At 39.3% G+C, this 16,136-nt stretch carries 9 protein-coding genes; 5 read left to right on the top strand and 4 right to left on the bottom strand.

Annotated elements, in window-relative coordinates:
• Nucleotides 1-250: 250 nt before the first annotated feature.
• Complete coding sequence (locus ACFSX4_RS05630; protein WP_377772401.1) at nucleotides 251-3,469, bottom strand: DEAD/DEAH box helicase; 3,219 nt, start codon at nucleotides 3,467-3,469, stop codon at nucleotides 251-253.
• Nucleotides 3,470-3,794: 325 nt separating this feature from the next.
• Here ACFSX4_RS05630 and ACFSX4_RS05625 point away from each other — a divergent pair, with 325 nt between their 5' ends.
• Nucleotides 3,795-5,213 (top strand): sodium:solute symporter family protein, encoded by a 1,419-nt coding sequence (locus ACFSX4_RS05625; RefSeq protein ID WP_377772399.1) that lies wholly within the window; start codon nucleotides 3,795-3,797, stop codon nucleotides 5,211-5,213.
• Nucleotides 5,214-5,224: 11 nt separating this feature from the next.
• Nucleotides 5,225-6,829 carry an amidohydrolase gene (locus ACFSX4_RS05620; RefSeq protein WP_377772397.1) on the top strand — a complete coding sequence of 535 codons (1,605 nt, stop codon included), beginning with the start codon at nucleotides 5,225-5,227 and terminating at the stop codon, nucleotides 6,827-6,829.
• 57 nt (nucleotides 6,830-6,886) lie between these two features.
• Here ACFSX4_RS05620 and ACFSX4_RS05615 read toward each other — a convergent pair whose 3' ends face one another.
• The 3 genes from ACFSX4_RS05615 to ACFSX4_RS05605 all read right to left on the bottom strand — a co-directional run bounded on the left by ACFSX4_RS05615 (nucleotide 6,887) and on the right by ACFSX4_RS05605 (nucleotide 9,995).
• On the bottom strand, nucleotides 6,887-7,657 hold the full coding sequence (locus ACFSX4_RS05615) for an SDR family NAD(P)-dependent oxidoreductase (protein WP_377772395.1): 771 nt from the start codon (nucleotides 7,655-7,657) through the stop codon (nucleotides 6,887-6,889).
• A gap of 145 nt (nucleotides 7,658-7,802) precedes the next feature.
• Complete coding sequence (locus ACFSX4_RS05610) at nucleotides 7,803-8,609, bottom strand: creatininase family protein (RefSeq protein ID WP_377772393.1); 807 nt, start codon at nucleotides 8,607-8,609, stop codon at nucleotides 7,803-7,805.
• A gap of 18 nt (nucleotides 8,610-8,627) precedes the next feature.
• Nucleotides 8,628-9,995 carry an APC family permease gene (locus tag ACFSX4_RS05605; RefSeq protein WP_377772391.1) on the bottom strand — a complete coding sequence of 456 codons (1,368 nt, stop codon included), beginning with the start codon at nucleotides 9,993-9,995 and terminating at the stop codon, nucleotides 8,628-8,630.
• Between the two features lie 1,252 nt (nucleotides 9,996-11,247).
• On the opposite strand from ACFSX4_RS05605, the gene ACFSX4_RS05600 reads away from it, so the two are divergent.
• The 3 genes from ACFSX4_RS05600 (at nucleotide 11,248) to ACFSX4_RS05590 (ending at nucleotide 15,961) form a co-directional block, all read left to right on the top strand.
• Nucleotides 11,248-11,955: a WxL domain-containing protein gene (locus ACFSX4_RS05600; RefSeq protein ID WP_377772389.1), complete on the top strand. Its 708-nt coding sequence runs from the start codon at nucleotides 11,248-11,250 to the stop codon at nucleotides 11,953-11,955.
• A 162-nt stretch (nucleotides 11,956-12,117) separates the two neighbouring features.
• The gene (locus tag ACFSX4_RS05595; RefSeq protein ID WP_377772387.1) at nucleotides 12,118-13,098 is read left to right on the top strand and encodes a DUF916 and DUF3324 domain-containing protein; all 981 of its coding nucleotides are present in this window, start codon (nucleotides 12,118-12,120) and stop codon (nucleotides 13,096-13,098) included.
• Between the two features lie 22 nt (nucleotides 13,099-13,120).
• Entirely contained in the window at nucleotides 13,121-15,961 is a 2,841-nt protein-coding gene (locus ACFSX4_RS05590; RefSeq protein ID WP_377772385.1) for an Ig-like domain-containing protein, read from the top strand.
• Nucleotides 15,962-16,136 lie beyond the last annotated feature (175 nt).

The raw sequence follows: 16,136 nt of genomic DNA, 5'->3' as shown, positions 1-16,136 counted from the left end.
TAATGTATCCGTTATTTAACTGATATTACTGACTTTTTCAATGAGGTTAACACAACATCTCACTAAAACCCGGGAAAAGTTATTTTGATATACTTTTCGGCATCTTATAAAATAAAAACATAATCATCTGCCTAGTATTTAACTGGGGCTCGAAGAAAAGATGATGTAAATGTACTATATAAATAGCTCTCCAAAAATGTAAATATAGAACGCCGGTTCGAAAAAATTATTTTTTCGAACCGGCGTTTCTTTATATCGACAATATATCCCTTATATCATCTTCTGTCATCGAAGATAAAGAGGATTCGCCGGGTTGTATGATTTGATCAATCATTTCTTTTTTCTGTTTCTGGAGGTCATTGATTTTTTCTTCAATAGTGCCCTGGGCAATTAAACGGGTGACCTGGACGATATTTTTCTGTCCGATTCTATGTGCGCGTCCGATGGCCTGCTCTTCAATCGCCGGATTCCACCATAAATCGTAAAGAACGACAGTATCCGCACCGGTTAAATTCAGTCCGGTACCGCCTGCTTTTAACGAAATTAAGAAAATCCCCTCATCACCGTGATTAAATGATTCTACTAGTTCAACGCGTTCTTTTGATGGTGTGCTGCCGTCCAGATAATAGCTGCTTCGTCCGGTCTGCTTTAGTTTATTCTGAATAATTTTAAGCATACTCGGAAACTGTGAAAACAGTAATATCCGGCGGTTGTTTTCTTCGGCGTTTTCAATTACTTCAAACAAAGCATCTAATTTCCCTGAATCTCCCGTATAATTTTCAATAAAAAGGGCAGGATGGCAGCATAATTGTCTAAGTCGTGTCAGGCCGGCTAAGATTTTGATGCGTCCTTTCGCGAGACCCTCAGTCTCAAGTGCGTTCGCTGTCTCTTTTTGAATTCTTTCCAGGTAGGCAAGGTACAGTTTCTTCTGCTCCGGGTTCATATCCGTATAATAAGTATTCTCAATTTTATCCGGCAGTTCATCAAGCACATCTTCTTTCAGCCGTCTCATAATAAACGGCCGTACAATTCGTGCGATGGTTTCGGGTTCCATATTGTGGAAGGCTTTATAATCATATAAAAAGCCCGGCATAACAGCCTGGAAGATGGACCATAATTCATCCTGGGAATTTTCAATCGGTGTCCCGGATAAAGCGAAACGCTTGGATGCTCTGATTAAACGGACGGCTTTGGCAATCTTCGTTCTGTGATTTTTTATCGCCTGGGCTTCATCAAGTATCACTGCATGAAATACTTGTTCCTTATACCAGTCCACATCCTGCCGAAGCGTATGGTATGAAGTAATATAAACATCCGGGACATTGTCGGATCTAAGAACCGCTGTTCTTTCCGGGACTGTTCCGGATACGACCTCAACATTCAACGACGGTGCAAATTTTTCAAATTCGTTCTTCCAGTTGTAGGTGAGGGACGCAGGTGCCACAATTAATGACGGCTTACCGGGTGCATCTTCTTTCTCAGACAACAGATAGGCAATGCACTGCAGCGTTTTACCAAGTCCCATATCGTCAGCGAGAATACCGCCGAGATGGTATCTTGATAATGATTTCAGCCATTTGAAGCCGGTATACTGATAATCTCTGAGCTCGGCATTTAATGTATCTGGAATCGGTGTATCTTCTTCACCCGGTGAAGTAAGTGACTGATAGAATGCTTTAAAGTCATCGTTAAATGTCCGCGGGATATCATTAAAATCAGATATCCGGTCTTCCACCTGAAGCCCGCGGTACATCGGCAGGATCAAAGTGTCACTGTCAGTATCGGAATTTTTTGCCATGTCGTGATGAATTCCGGCCATATCCGTAAGTACATCATTTTCCGGCAGGGGAATAAAGGACCCGTTCGGCAGCCGGTAGTATTTCTTTTTCTCTTTAATAGAAGAAAGAATGTCCAGGATGTCCTGTGACTGAATACCGTCTATTTTAAAACCGACCTCAAGATACCCGCCGTCAGAAGGTGCGTCCACACTGATACTGCCTGTGTCCGGCATCTCCATCATTAAAGATTTTACTGTACTGGTCATATAGATATCTGCGTGGTGCTCGAGAACGGCGAGCGTTTCATAAAGAAATTCAAATTGGCCGTCCGGATCCTCTACAAACAGGGCATGATTCTTTATTTTTAAAGGGGAATGTTCAAGAATATCCATAAATGCCTGTTCGGCAGAAAGTTCACGAATGAGAATATTCCCGGTATCATGTGTTTCTTCCCAGTCTTTCAAAGGATTGATTTCAATATCATTATATTTATACAGGGTACTGACATTTAAAATTCCGCTGTCCATTTCAACGTATAACTCGATGGTGAGGGGCGGAGAGATAATATCTTCTTTCAGCGTGTCGGATAAAGTCACAGCACCGAGTGATTTTATTTTCGGCACAGACTGGGTGACAAAGGATTTAACCTGATCTTTCGCAACAGGGAAATTGATACTGCCGTGTATATCTGTATTATTCAGAAAGGCTGAAATCATTTCGCCCTGCGCGTCTGTGATTTTATAGAGGTTTCCTTCATGGCTGTAGTATTGATAATCGGATAAGTAAATGCTGTCTTCAATTCCTGAGACAGTGAAACGGTACTCATTGTTTGAGTGGTCGAGTGAGAAGGTGAACGGCATGTCATCTGTGATTAATGTCAGATGCATATATTCGTCTTCGTTTTGAACATATTTACAGTTTGTATACTGCAGGTTGTTAATCAATGAATCCGCTGCATAAACAGGGATGGACAACATTTTTTTCGACTGCGAGGTATTCCATGCATGTGATTTTGTTTTATAAAATTTTTCAGTTTTCCAGATGTCGGTCAAAATATCAATGACTGTTTTGTCACTGCCTTGAAAGTAATGAACATCCGGTTCATAAAAGAAGTTCTTTCCAAAATCCATCTCAATGCCTTCAGTCATATTGAAGAAAAACTGGTCAATATCTTTAACAACGTACATCCGGTTGGTACCGATTTTCATCGACAGGCTGAAAGAAGCACCTTCTGTGAAATAATAATAACCGTCCTCTGCATGTAAAGTGAATTCCACTTTAAGTATTTCTTGATATGAAGGGATGTCTTTTTCAGTACGTTCAGGCTTAAAATCTTTAAACAGTTGAATGAAATGCTCGGTTTGATCGTGCCGAGCGGGATTATCGGCCGTGTCATCGGAAGTTAGAGAAGCTGAAAGGCTCTGTTCAGCAATTTTAAGCAGGGTGGCACAAGTATGCTTACACTGCCCGTAGGCAGAGAAGGCAGGGCAGGTACAGAAGTTGCTGATGCCATTATTTTTTACAGAAACCTGCGTATGGTGGATTTTTGACCCTGATACTTCAGCATGCCACGAAAAATTATCCGGCTGCCGGGTTAATTTTCTGACCCTGCCTTCTGTGTAGTATTTCTTTCCTCTTCTGAAGAGATGGTCTTTAAACAGGTTTTTGATATAGCTTTCTGTAATCTCCATTATGATTATGCCTCCATTTAACTCGGAACGTCACTTCATTGTTCAGTTTCTTTATCCTGTATATTCTATCATTTATGGAGGGACAGTTGTGAAACTAATACTTTGATTTCAAAAGGGAAGTACAACTGCAGTTCCGTAGACAAAGTCTTTACAGGAATGATTGCTCTAAAACGTGAGTGATTACTTTTACAACTTAAACTCGTTTTGAAGATAAGAATGAGAAACAAGGTTTATATTTTTTAAGGAAGGGTAAAATAAGTGATATTTCACTCGGTGTATTTCATTTGTGAAATATTTAAACTGCTTTACTCAAGGGGGAAGGACGATGTATTGGTACATCGCATTTTTTATTATTTATTTTGGTTCTATGATCGGGGTGGCATGGTATTACTTCTACAAAATTAAAACATATGAAGACTATATGATCAGCTCATGGAGTACGGGTTTCTGGAAAATTACCGGAACAATTATCAGTACCAATGCCGGTGCTGCAGTATTCATCGGCTGGGTGGGCCTCGGTTTTACAGTCGGGATGTCCGGGTTCTTTAAATTTGCACTGGTCGCATACATAGCAAGTTTAACGCTCGTCATTCTTTTTGCGAAACCGCTCAGAAGACAGCAATTATTTACACTGGCAGACTTATTTACTTCAAGATTCGGCGGCAAAACGGGAATGATCCCTTCTATATTATCAGCATTCATCTACTCTGTACCAACGCTTGGTCTTCAACTGATAGGGATGTCGACGGTATTTAATATTACGCTCGGCTGGAATCAGACGACAGGACTACTTGTCGGAACAGTTCTTATTTTGATATTCAGTATTTTGGGCGGACTGCCGGCAACAATTGTGACAGATGCGGTACAGTCTATTTTGATTATACTTGGTTTAGTGATACTCACCATTACTGTAGTGCTGCATGTCGGTGGCTTGACTGAACTGATTAACACCACTTCATGGGAGTTTTTAAGTCCTGTCAGTGTCGACGGCTTATCAGATACATTATTATATGCTTTATCTGTCGGACCGTTTTATCTCGTGTGGCAGTCAACCTGGCAGAGAATTTTTGCAGCGAAAGACGAAAAGACAGCACTTAAGGCAGGGATTACCGGTCATTTAATCGTCATGGTCATTTCAATATGTCCGTTTATTATCGGCGTATCAGCCCGTCAGTTTGTTGATTTAACAATGAATCAGGATTTAGTGTTTTCCTATGTCACGAACGAACTTCTGCCTACACCAATTGCCGCGGTAATATTTGTGGCGCTTCTTGCGGCACTCATGACAGGTGCGACATCATTTAACCTGCAGGGGGCAAGTAATTTAACACGTGACATGTACCAGGTGATGATTAATCCGAAGGCAACGAACAAACAGCTGCTGCTGGTTTCAAGACTCACCGTCGCATTAATCACTGTACTGGGTACGGGTGCGGCGTTCTTTATTACCAATATTAACGATGCTTACAGATGGGCACTCATGGTGAACGGGGTGCTGCTTGTGTTCCCGTTCCTTGCGATTATGTTCTGGTCGAGAGTGACGAAAACAGGCGTTATTACGAGTATGATTGCGTCCCTGATTTTTATACTCGCATATCCATTTACCGGCCTGCCGTTTGACCAGGCACTTGCAGGATACGTGTTCTCATTCGTGTCACTTATAACAGTCAGCTTACTCACAAAACACGATGCAACAGAAGTTCCGAAGCCCGCGATGAAATATAAATTAGAAGATTTTAGATAGGAGCATGTCAGATGAAAGTTTCAAAGATAATTAATGCAAATGTCATAGATGTCACATCAGGTGACATTCAACTCTCAACTTTATATATTGGAGACGGGGAAATAAAAGATATCAAACCACAGAACGGCAAAGTGACAGGTGACGGCCTCGACTTGGATAGTGCATATTTGTCTCCCGGCTTTATCGATACACACAGCCATTTGGTCATGTATTCAAATTTCAGGCATCAGCTGAACTGTTCGCCTGAAAGTGTCACAAGTATTAAAGAGATGATTCAAAAATTTCAAAGCCAGAAAGAACAGCTTTTAAGGGACGGCTGGCTCAGAGGATACAGCTATAATGAGTTTGAACTTCAAGAAAAGAGACACCCGAATCGTTTTGATCTCGATGAGATTTCAACTGATATTCCGATATACGTGCAGCATGCTTCAGCACATATGGGGGCAGTCAATACGAAAGCACTTGAACTGATGGGTGTTGACCTTGATGATCCAGATCCAAAAGGCGGCCGCTATGAACGGGATGAAAAGGGACAGGTGAATGGTGTCTTATTTGAGTTTCCGGCACTGGATAAAGCGAAGAAGGTACTGCCGAATATTGAACCTGAGAGTCTGGCAGAAGATATTGAGGCGGGGATTAAAGATTACCAGTCCCGAGGATTCACGAGTGCAACGGAAATGTGTATCGGAATATTATCCGGTATGGATGATTACCACGCTGTACTGAATTATCTTGAACGCCCCCAGCATTTCAGAACCCGTTATGCGTTGGACTATAAACTGCTCCTTGAAGAAGCGGAGTTTAAAGATATGACAGGGGAAGCACTGGATGAAAAATTTTCATCATTAAGTGGTGGATTTGCGAGACTCGGTGGTGCGAAATTCTTTAATGACGGCTCGATCCAGATTCATACCGCAGCAATCAGGGGAGAATATTACGATGGTGCACCATCTGATGATACCCAGTTCACAGATGACGAATTGATTGAACTCTTTATCCATTTTCAAAAACGAGGATACCCGCTCATTACACATGCGAATGGTGATTTGGCAGCGGAAAAAGTTATCAATGCCTATATCCAGACGAAAGATCTGAAACGGACAAATATCATGAACCGTGTCGAACACCTTCAGCTTGTGAACGAGAATGATATTGATATGATGATTCAAAATGACATCGGCGGTTCATTCTTCACGAATCATATTTACTACTTCGGAGATATTCACAAGAAAAAATTTCTCGGGCCTGAACGGGTGAAAACACTGGACCCGGTCAGATGGGCAGTGGACAAAGGAATGATTTCAACCATTCACTCAGACTGCCCGGTGACAGATGTTTCTCCGCTCGGTTCCATCAAAATCGCCAGTGACCGGACAACAAGAAACGGTGATGTACTTGGTGAAGAGATGAAGCTGTCAAGACTCGAAGCCTACCGAAAGATGACGATAGATGCTGCTGTCCTAAACGGCACAGGTGCTGTAGAGGGCTCAATTGATATCGGTAAATACGCAGATTTCGCAGTCTTAAAAGAAAATCCACTGGACGAAAAGACAGAGCTGAATGACAGTTTAGTGACGATGACTATAGTGGACGGCAGAGTGGTTTATGAGGATTAAAAAAACGTGGTCTTTCTTAAGTGAAAGATCACGTTTTTTAGGTGGAAGCATCAACGGCTATGATTTATCACCGTTAATTGACCAGCCGCCGTCTACTAAAATTTCAGTACCATTAATAAAAGCAGCTTCATCTGAAATCAGAAACAGGGAAGTATATGCGACATCTTCTGATTCACCGACTTTACCCAGTAAGGTGTATTTCTCAATTTCTTTAATTTGTTCTGCATCCAGCATACGGTTCATTAAAGGTGTACGGATTGCACCGGGCTGGATTACATTAATCCGTATATTGTCTTTCCCAAGATGCAGCGCCGAAGATTTTGAAAATGCAGTGATTGCACCTTTCGCGGCACCATAAGTCACACTTGAATTTTTAGTGCTGAGTAATGCACCCATGGAACCTATATTTACAATGGATCCGCTGCCGGCTTTTTTTAATGCAGGCAGTACAGCTTTAATTCCAAGAAAAACCCCTTTGGCATCAATATCCATAACTAAATCCCAATCTTCAACCTCAGAATCATCCAATACTAAATCCTTACCCTGCACACCGGCATTATTGACAAGACCGTTGATAGTACCGAATGCTTCAAGTCCTTCATCAACTACATTCTTCCAGTCCTCTGCCTTTGATACGTCGTGCCGGACTGCGATGGCAGCACTGTCATATTCATTGTTAATGCCGGCAACCACTTCATCTAATTTATCTTTATCCAAGTCAGTCGCAATGACTTTCGCACCTTCACGTGCGAACAACTCTGCAGTCACTGCACCCATGCCATTCGCAGCACCTGTAATAATTGTTACTTTTTGATCTAATCTTCCCATACGTACTCCTCCATTATAATGTGATAAGAACAATATATCTTTTAACTGGAAGAGATTCAATTTTCTGAATCATAGACGGGTTTGTTATGAAATAGGATGTCAGAAGACATATAACAATCAGTTCAAATATAAAATGAATTTTTTCTTAAAGCGGTATATCTTTCTTTCTGATTTCAACTTCCAAATCATCGAGATACTTTACAAACTCAGCAATATTATTTGTAAGTCTTTCCTGATATTCTCTTCCTTTTTCTTTGTCAGAAGTGGTTGAATCACCCATTACTCCAATATTATTTGTAGCCTCTCTGTAATGTGCAACATCACTTGCCGTTAATATTTTATCAGTTAAGACATGCGGGTCGTGCTGCAGATACTTATTATGGTCTGAAGGAATGTTTTTCACTGCCGCTTCAGGAGTACATAATTCTCCGTGTCGATCATACATCACTGATGTTTCCAATTCCTCAGCATGCCCAATCCCACCGGGGTCTACATCACTTAATTCCCGACCGGCAACAGCATTAATATAGAATGGATCAGCGATACCAACAAAAGCACCGGTGTTATTACGAACCCGTGTCAGAGCAATTCTTAAAGGTGGAAGATTCGCTTCTCGATGACCGTTGATAATTAATATTTTTTCAAATCCATGATAAATTAAAGAATTAATTACATCTTCAACCACACTGGTTAATGTCTCAGGGCGTAATGTAACTGTTCCCGGATAAGCCATATGGTGAGGTGCCCAACCATACCATAATGGGGAAGCAACTAGAACCCCCGTTTTATCCGCCACATCTAATGCTATATCCTGTGCAAGAATTGAATCTGTTCCCAAAGGTAAGTGCTTTCCATGCTGTTCAACACTGCCGACCGGTAAAAGTATGGTCGTACTCTTTTTTAAATATAATTCTATATCTTCCCATTTGTTTTCATGTAAATAACGTTTCATAATATCACCTTTCTGAATTTATAAGTTGTCGATGTCTTCTGCTGATAAGAAGTTCCAGCGCTTTTTAGCATATAAATAGTACCAAAGTGTCAATAGGATAAGCCATCCAATACCGATTGCAATCGCAATTGGATTAACATAAGTGATGATAATCATGCAACCAAGTGAAGCAACTAAAGCAAGCACCGGTACATTCTTAATATTGAACGGGTATCTGAATTTTGGATCCCAGTCAGGGCGAGTTTTTCTGACAATCACTAAAGCAATATTCATTAATATCATCATAAACCAGTTTGCAAATACAGCAGCACTAATAAGTATATTCAAAACTTCAGCGTATCCAAATATACTCATGAAAGTTGCAGCGAGTGCAAGAATACCAGTTGCAAGTACGGCATTGTATGGTATACCTGATTTTGATAATTTTGCAAATACCATAGGAAATGCGTGTTCTCTAGCGGCAGCATATAACATTCTGGATGCACCAAGAAGGCAACCAATGGTTGATGTCGCAGTGGCAGTTAATGCAGCAATAGCAATCAAAAATGGACCATACTGGGGTAATACATTTTCAATAGCAAGAGCCAAAGGTGCCGCAGAGGCTGCCAGGTCATCAATAGGCGAGCTGGATACTACACCGTAACCGACTAATACATATAATACGACAACTGTAATAAGTGCCGAAATCTGTGCGTATGGTAAATTAATCTTCGGTTTCTTAGCTTCTTCTCCCAGAGTGAGTACTGCTTCCACCTGCATTTGACCAAAAGCAATGAGGGCAACTGCAGCAAACAACCCACCGATACCATTCGTAAATAAATCTGTATAAGTAAATGGACCTGCTGGATTACTGGAAATCGTAAAGAAAGCAATCGCAAGCAGTGAAACGATTTGGATAATTGATAATACGGTGTTTATTTTTCCTGTAAAGTTAATGCCAAAGAGCAGCATAAGAGTGATTAAAATAGAAATAAGTGGGCCGGAAATGTATGGTGGCATCCAAGGAAGTAAAACAGTTAGGTAACCAGCAAACCCAAGGTTTACAGCACCTGCCGCAAATGAAAATGACAAAAAATACAATCCGGAGCACCAAAGTGCAATAAGCTTCGATAAATCTTTGGATATAGGGTAAAAAGCATATTTTGAGTATACATAAGATGCTCCTTGATAAGGCCATTTAGAAGCCATCTCAGCATAACTCATTGAAGATAATATGGCGAGTATCCCTGCGATTAAAAAAGCGATAAATAATGACGGTCCGGTTTCACTAATAGCTGGTGCAATGACTGTAAATATGCCTCCGCCGACTAATGCACCAACACCGATTGACCAAAGGTCAGTAAAGCCCAATGATCTGACAATAGAATTTTTCTGTGATTTTTCCAAAAGTGATCTCCTCTCAAAGTATGTGTCTTTAATATTATAATTCAGAATAAACGGAATTTTCAATGATTTATTGGAGGGGTTATTTCACTTCTCTTAAGAAATATTATAATTTAGATAATAAATGGAAACGAAGGTGTGACATGATGATCAACAAGTTTGAAGAATTTATAAGGCAATCTTATGATGATTTAACTCTAGAGAGCTATTAAAAGAAGTTAATTGGAGATTTTATTAATAGATTCAAAACCTTAGTTAGTGATGGTTTAAGTTCAATTATTCTAAAGAACTTATTCGAGGGAGGTATTCAAAATAAGGACAGGTCAGCTTATGTGAATGTTCATAACATGGATGCTTTATATAAGCTGAAAAATATTCGGGATATCAATTCGAATATGGTAGTTATTAGGGAGGAATAGTTCTGGGAAATCGACATATATTAATTCATTTATGCTCTTAGAACTCAACAATCAATCTAAACATTACACTCCATATCAATTAGAGGAAAGTTTGAATGTTTTACAACAGTTATAAAATATCTCATTAGTCATGATACTTTAGAGACTGAGAAGTTAATTAAAAAAGATTAACGACTAAAGTATTTAATGTTATGGAAAATATCTTTCTTTATTATAAAGATGTCGAAAATGATTAAATAAAAATACAATATGAAGATAAAAAATGCACTTATTTATTAGATGAAATTAGAAAAATCATACTCTATTTTTCTGAAAAATGATTTTCTGTCAGCAGTTTCCTGATTAATAATATAGTCATGTATACCTTATAAGTGTAAAATTATACATTTTTTTATGAAAATAACTAATAATTATACTTGATTATTATTGGTAGTATTTAATAATACAGTAATATCATTTTTTATTTATGAATAAATATTCATATTAGCAGGATTGAATACTCATTTTATTTTTAGAAATAAATAGAATTATCTTAAAGGCTTATAAAGTGAAATATTTAGGATATCGAAAGAATAAATGCATAAAACAGCCAATTTAGATATCAATTTAAATGCTGTAAGTACTGGTAATATAGTATTGATAACGTTTACCATAATTCTTGATATAAATCAATGACCACTATTATGAAAGTGTGTATTATTATTGGACAATTTGTAATTTCACTAAAAATTAAATTAACATTGATGAATATTTATACTTTACAATATGTGGATTTCATTATAACATTGAGTTAGTTAGAAAATATTTCAAAAAATAAGATATTAAGGGGACAGGAAATGAAGAATAAAAAAACAATCTTAGCTACTCTGGCTCTTGGTTTAATCGCAGCACCAACAATTTTAACAGCCAATGTGTATGCAGCAGATTCTAATGCAACAGTTGAGTTTACAGCTCCGACAGATTCTGTTGATCCAGTGGATCCTGAAGATCCAAGTCAGCCGGGAGATGTGGATGAGGATGACGGCAATATCACTGGAGAAACCGGTCCTTTTACTTTGGACTATGTATCTCATATAGATTTCGGATCTCATGAAATCAGTCCATCTTCACAAGTTTACAATTCAACGACTGAAAGACCGTATATTCAAGTTTCAGATCGTCGTGGTACAGGTGAGGGCTGGAATGTAACTGCATCAGCAAGTACATTTAATGATGGCTCAGATCCATCACTCCCAGGGTCAGTGATTTCATTTGCTGATGGTGATGCGATTTCAGCATCAACAACCGATGGTCCAACTGTAAATGGTTCAATTGACCTTGCAACTGGAGGAGATGCAGTTCAGGTTGCATCTGCAGAAGCACGTGAAAGCGGTGCTGCATTAAATACTGCTGAAGGTTTAGGTACCTGGGTCGTGCGTTGGTTAAGTGAAGATACTACTGATACGAATGAAAAAGTATCTTTAAATGTACCGGAAGCTTCAGCAACTGAAGGAAATCATACTTCTACAATCACATGGACGTTAACATCCGGTCCGGGACAGTAAGTTATAATATAAGACATATTAACTAATTATATCCTTTTACAGTGGACAGAGAACATTAAAATATTCTAACTGCTGTAAAGGGATATTTATATATTTGACAGGAAGGAAAAGAGTATGAAAAAAACTATCTTTTTAATAATGATATGTGTGAGCTTTCTCTTTATGTCAACTTCAAAGGTATCAGCAGAAGAAGATCAGGTTCCTTTTTCTGTAACACCGGTACTTCCGGAAAATCAAGTGAATGAAGAAGTGACATATTTCGATATTGAAATGACACAAAATCAAAGACAGAATTTAGAAATCATCATTCATAATTCTTCAGACGAAGAGATTGAGCTCGAGATTTCAACGCATTTTGCTGCAACCAACAGTAACGGTGTCATTACATATGATGGCAGTATAGACACATATCATGAATCAATGAACTATGCATTTGATGATATTTCAAGTGTTAATACTGAGCAGATCACTGTAGAAGCAGATAGTGAGGAAACGGTTGTTGTTAATGTGGAAGCACCGGATGAATCTTTTGATGGAATGATACTTGGCGGTATTTTTGTTACTCAGGAAGCTGACAATAATAATGAAGAATCTGCAGTAGATATTATTAATCAGTATGCGTATGCACTGGCTGTTCAAATTACTGAGGAAGGTAACGATACGGAAGTTGAACCTGACCTAGGTCTTGAAAGTGTATCTGCCGGTTTAATCAACCATCGTACAGGATTACAGACAACATTTTATAATCCGACACCGACATTGATTCAAGAACTTCATATTAAAGCAGAAGTTTTTGAGAATGGTTCTGATGAACCGCTCTTTACTGAAGAAAATGAATCTTTTAATGTAGCACCGAATAATGTCTTTAATTTCCCTGTATCATTTAATAATGAAAGGCTTGAGCCGGGGGATTATACATTCCGGGCAACTGCTGAGAATGAGTCACATCAATGGGAGTTTGAGGAAACTTTTGAAATTACAGAAGAAGAAGCAGAAGATGGTAACGAGGGTGCAGTAGAACTTGTAGAACCCGAAGCGACTCAGGACAACACACTGATGTATATCCTGCTTGCTATCGGAGCTGTTGTTACACTATTACTTATTGTAGTTATTGTTTTATTACTGAGAAGAAAAAAATCTTGATGAAAAATTCAGGGAGGCAGACATGAGGAAGTTTTTTATTATAAATATGGCAGTGATTTTACTGATTAGTTCTATATTGGAGTTTTCTCATGTCCAAGCTGCAGAGACAGATTCTGATATTGATCCTGATACAGCATGTCAACAGTATGAATTTTATTTGGATAGTCCTGTTGAGGGTGATAATAAAATTACAGGACAGGGAATCCCTTCTGAAGTTGTTGTTTTGAAAATAGACGGAAAAAAACACAGCGAAGTGATTGTCAATCAGCAACAGAAATTTACTTTTCCATTAGATGAACCAATAACGGAAAAGCAGAGTATTGAAATCGAAATTGGCAATAATAAAATTAAAGCCAATGTGGTTTTGAAAGATCAGTCAGATGAAAAAACAGTAGAATTAAGTGGGAACTTAGACTGTAGAGATTTAAAAATGACTGAGAAACTTATTGAAGAAGCGGAACGAAAAGCTGAGGAAGAGGCAGCCCAGGCGGAAGCGGAAGAAGCGGAACGTAAAGCTGAGGAAGAGGCAGCTCAGGCGGAAGCGGAAGAAGCGGAACGTAAAGCTGAGGAAGAGGCTGCTCAGGCAGAAGCCGAAGAAGCAGAACGAAAAGCTGAGGAAGAAGCTGCTCAGGCAGAAGCCGAAGAAGCAGAACGTAAAGCCGAGGAAGAAGCCGCCCAGGCAGAAGCCGAAGAAGCAGAACGTAAAACCGAGGAAGAGGCAGCCCAGGCAGAAGCCGAAGAAGCAGAACGTAAAGCCGAGGAAGAAGCCGCCCAGGCAGAAGCCGAAGAAGCAGAACGTGAAGCTGAGGAAGAAGCTGAGCAGACAGAGTCAGAAGAATCAGAGCGTGAAGCTGAGAAAGAAACTGAACAGGCAGAGTCAGAAGAATCAGAGCGTGAAGCTGAGCAGACAGAGTCAGAAGAAGCGGAACGTGAAGCCGAGGAAGAAACTGAACAGGCAGAAGCCGAAGAAGCAGAACGTGAATCTGAGGAAGAAACTGAACAGGCAGAGTCAGAAGAATCAGAACGTGAAGTTGAGGAAGAAACTGAACAGGCAGAAGCCGAAGAAGCAGAACGTGAAGCTGAGGAAGAAACTGAACAGGCAGAGTCAGAAGAATCAGAACGTGAAGCTGAGGAAGAAACTGAACAGGCAGAGTCAGAAGAAGCAGAACGTGAAGTTGAGGAAGAAACTGAGCAGACAGACTTTGAAGTTTCAAGTTATGGAATTCCTTCTGTGATGAATAGTTTAAACTGCCCGGCAAGCCGTCCGCTTATAAATAGACCTGCGGGGTGTGTTTACAACACAACAGATATGCATAGTGATTTAAGAAATTCCAGTGTAGGTACTGTCCAACATATGGGGAATTTTACGCATAATATTAATATAGGGTCGGTTACTATCGCATCAAACTCCAGAGCTAAAATTTGGGATGGGAATAATAGTAATATGACTTTCCAAACTATTGCAGCACTTGCTAATTACAATTTAAGCAACAGTACAACAGATGGGATCAGTACATTTACATTGAGGAATTTTAACTCTATAAATATGGGAGAAATACTGTCTTTAATTAATTCAGCTTTTTTAAATTCTTCAGGCAATTCAACTGTAAATGTTCAAAATGTAAATTTTTCAGCAACACCATCACTTTTGTTATCAAGCGGACGTAGTTTTTTCAATGGTCAGAGCAGTGTAATTAATTTTAGTGGAACTAATAATATTTCTTCACCGAATAACAGCAGTGTACTCACGACAGGCAGTATGTCTGTTATGTCATCTTCGATAACAAATATTACTCAATTAAATAACTCTAATACTGCTGCAGCGGTTTCTCTGGCAGGAAATACATTGTCAGTTGCAAGCAATGCCCAATTAAATATATTGAGTCAGGGCGTTAATATACACAAATCAGGGAGTTTAAACATTAATGTCGGCAGTAATGCTTACTTCAATTTAGTAAACAATACAGGCGGCGGACGCTTATTTTCATCCACTACCAATGCAACGATTAATGCGGATGGAATGGTGCTTGGATTATGGGGGAATACTACTACAGGACGCCCGGTACAGTATACAAGAACACAGTCCAGAATGCAGTTTAATGTGAACGGTAATAATGTTTCGGCAGTTAATATGGTACCGAGTGTTAATAATTTTAATACGCGTTTCAATTTAAGTGATAAAAGGCGTATGGTTATTGAATCACCTTCTCAAAAACCCGTATTAAACAGGGTGGCGCCTGGTTCGAATAGTATCACAGGTACTGCGGCGCCGAATTCAAGAGTATATCTCACAGATACACCGTCAATATCAACAACGGCAAATGCTTCAGGACAATTTACATTAAATCTTTCCTCGGCTGCTGCTGATGGCAGCACGATTAGAGTTGATGCGATTGATTCAGGAAAGAATATACCTTCAGAAGCAGCCGAAATCAGGGTGGAAAGACAAGTTCTTGAATTTGCGCAGTCACCTAAAGATATCATTTTTGAAACTACTGAGATTAAAAATGAAGATAATGTAAATATTCCAAGAACTGAGGATAATTACTCATTCCAAATTAGAGATACCCGGAATACTCAATCATGGAGACTTAATGTGAGGGCAGATTCTCCAATGACCAATCAACAGGGAGATACACTTAATAACAGCCTAGTGTATTATGACGGCAGTACTTACCGGAATATAGAAACGAATGCTGTACAGGTGGCCTCAAGTACAGATTATCAAAGGGACAGTAACGGCATATCGACAGTCACCTGGCAGCGGGACAGAGGGATTTTATTACGATTAAATCCAATAACTGCAAGTCCAAGTAGTGCATACTCGACAAAACTGACATGGACATTAACTGACGGACCGTAATCATTTCATTTTAAAAATTGAACAGCACATAAAAAAGCTTGAATCATCTGTATCTAAAGGGGGAAGATACAGTGATTCAAGCTTAAATTTTGAACCAGTCTAACAGGGCGATGACAGGGTTTCCTAATACCAACACAATGGATAGTATTAGTATGATACTAAGTAAAAAAATGAT

The organism is Corticicoccus populi (assembly GCF_042686195.1).
Lineage (GTDB): Bacteria > Bacillota > Bacilli > Staphylococcales > Salinicoccaceae > Corticicoccus > Corticicoccus populi.
The sequence above is the reverse complement of the archived record's forward strand: the minus strand, read 5'-3'. Positions and strand labels throughout refer to the sequence as shown.

Excerpts from the sequence above, each read along its gene's own strand:
- ACFSX4_RS05630 (WP_377772401.1), bottom strand. The coding sequence starts at position 3,469 with ATGGAGATTACAGAAAGCTATATCAAAAACCTGTTTAAAGACCATCTC.
- ACFSX4_RS05625 (WP_377772399.1), top strand. The coding sequence starts at position 3,795 with ATGTATTGGTACATCGCATTTTTTATTATTTATTTTGGTTCTATGATC.
- ACFSX4_RS05620 (WP_377772397.1), top strand. The coding sequence starts at position 5,225 with ATGAAAGTTTCAAAGATAATTAATGCAAATGTCATAGATGTCACATCA.
- ACFSX4_RS05615 (WP_377772395.1), bottom strand. The coding sequence starts at position 7,657 with ATGGGAAGATTAGATCAAAAAGTAACAATTATTACAGGTGCTGCGAAT.
- ACFSX4_RS05610 (WP_377772393.1), bottom strand. The coding sequence starts at position 8,609 with ATGAAACGTTATTTACATGAAAACAAATGGGAAGATATAGAATTATAT.
- ACFSX4_RS05600 (WP_377772389.1), top strand. The coding sequence starts at position 11,248 with ATGAAGAATAAAAAAACAATCTTAGCTACTCTGGCTCTTGGTTTAATC.
- ACFSX4_RS05595 (WP_377772387.1), top strand. The coding sequence starts at position 12,118 with ATGTCAACTTCAAAGGTATCAGCAGAAGAAGATCAGGTTCCTTTTTCT.
- ACFSX4_RS05590 (WP_377772385.1), top strand. The coding sequence starts at position 13,121 with ATGAGGAAGTTTTTTATTATAAATATGGCAGTGATTTTACTGATTAGT.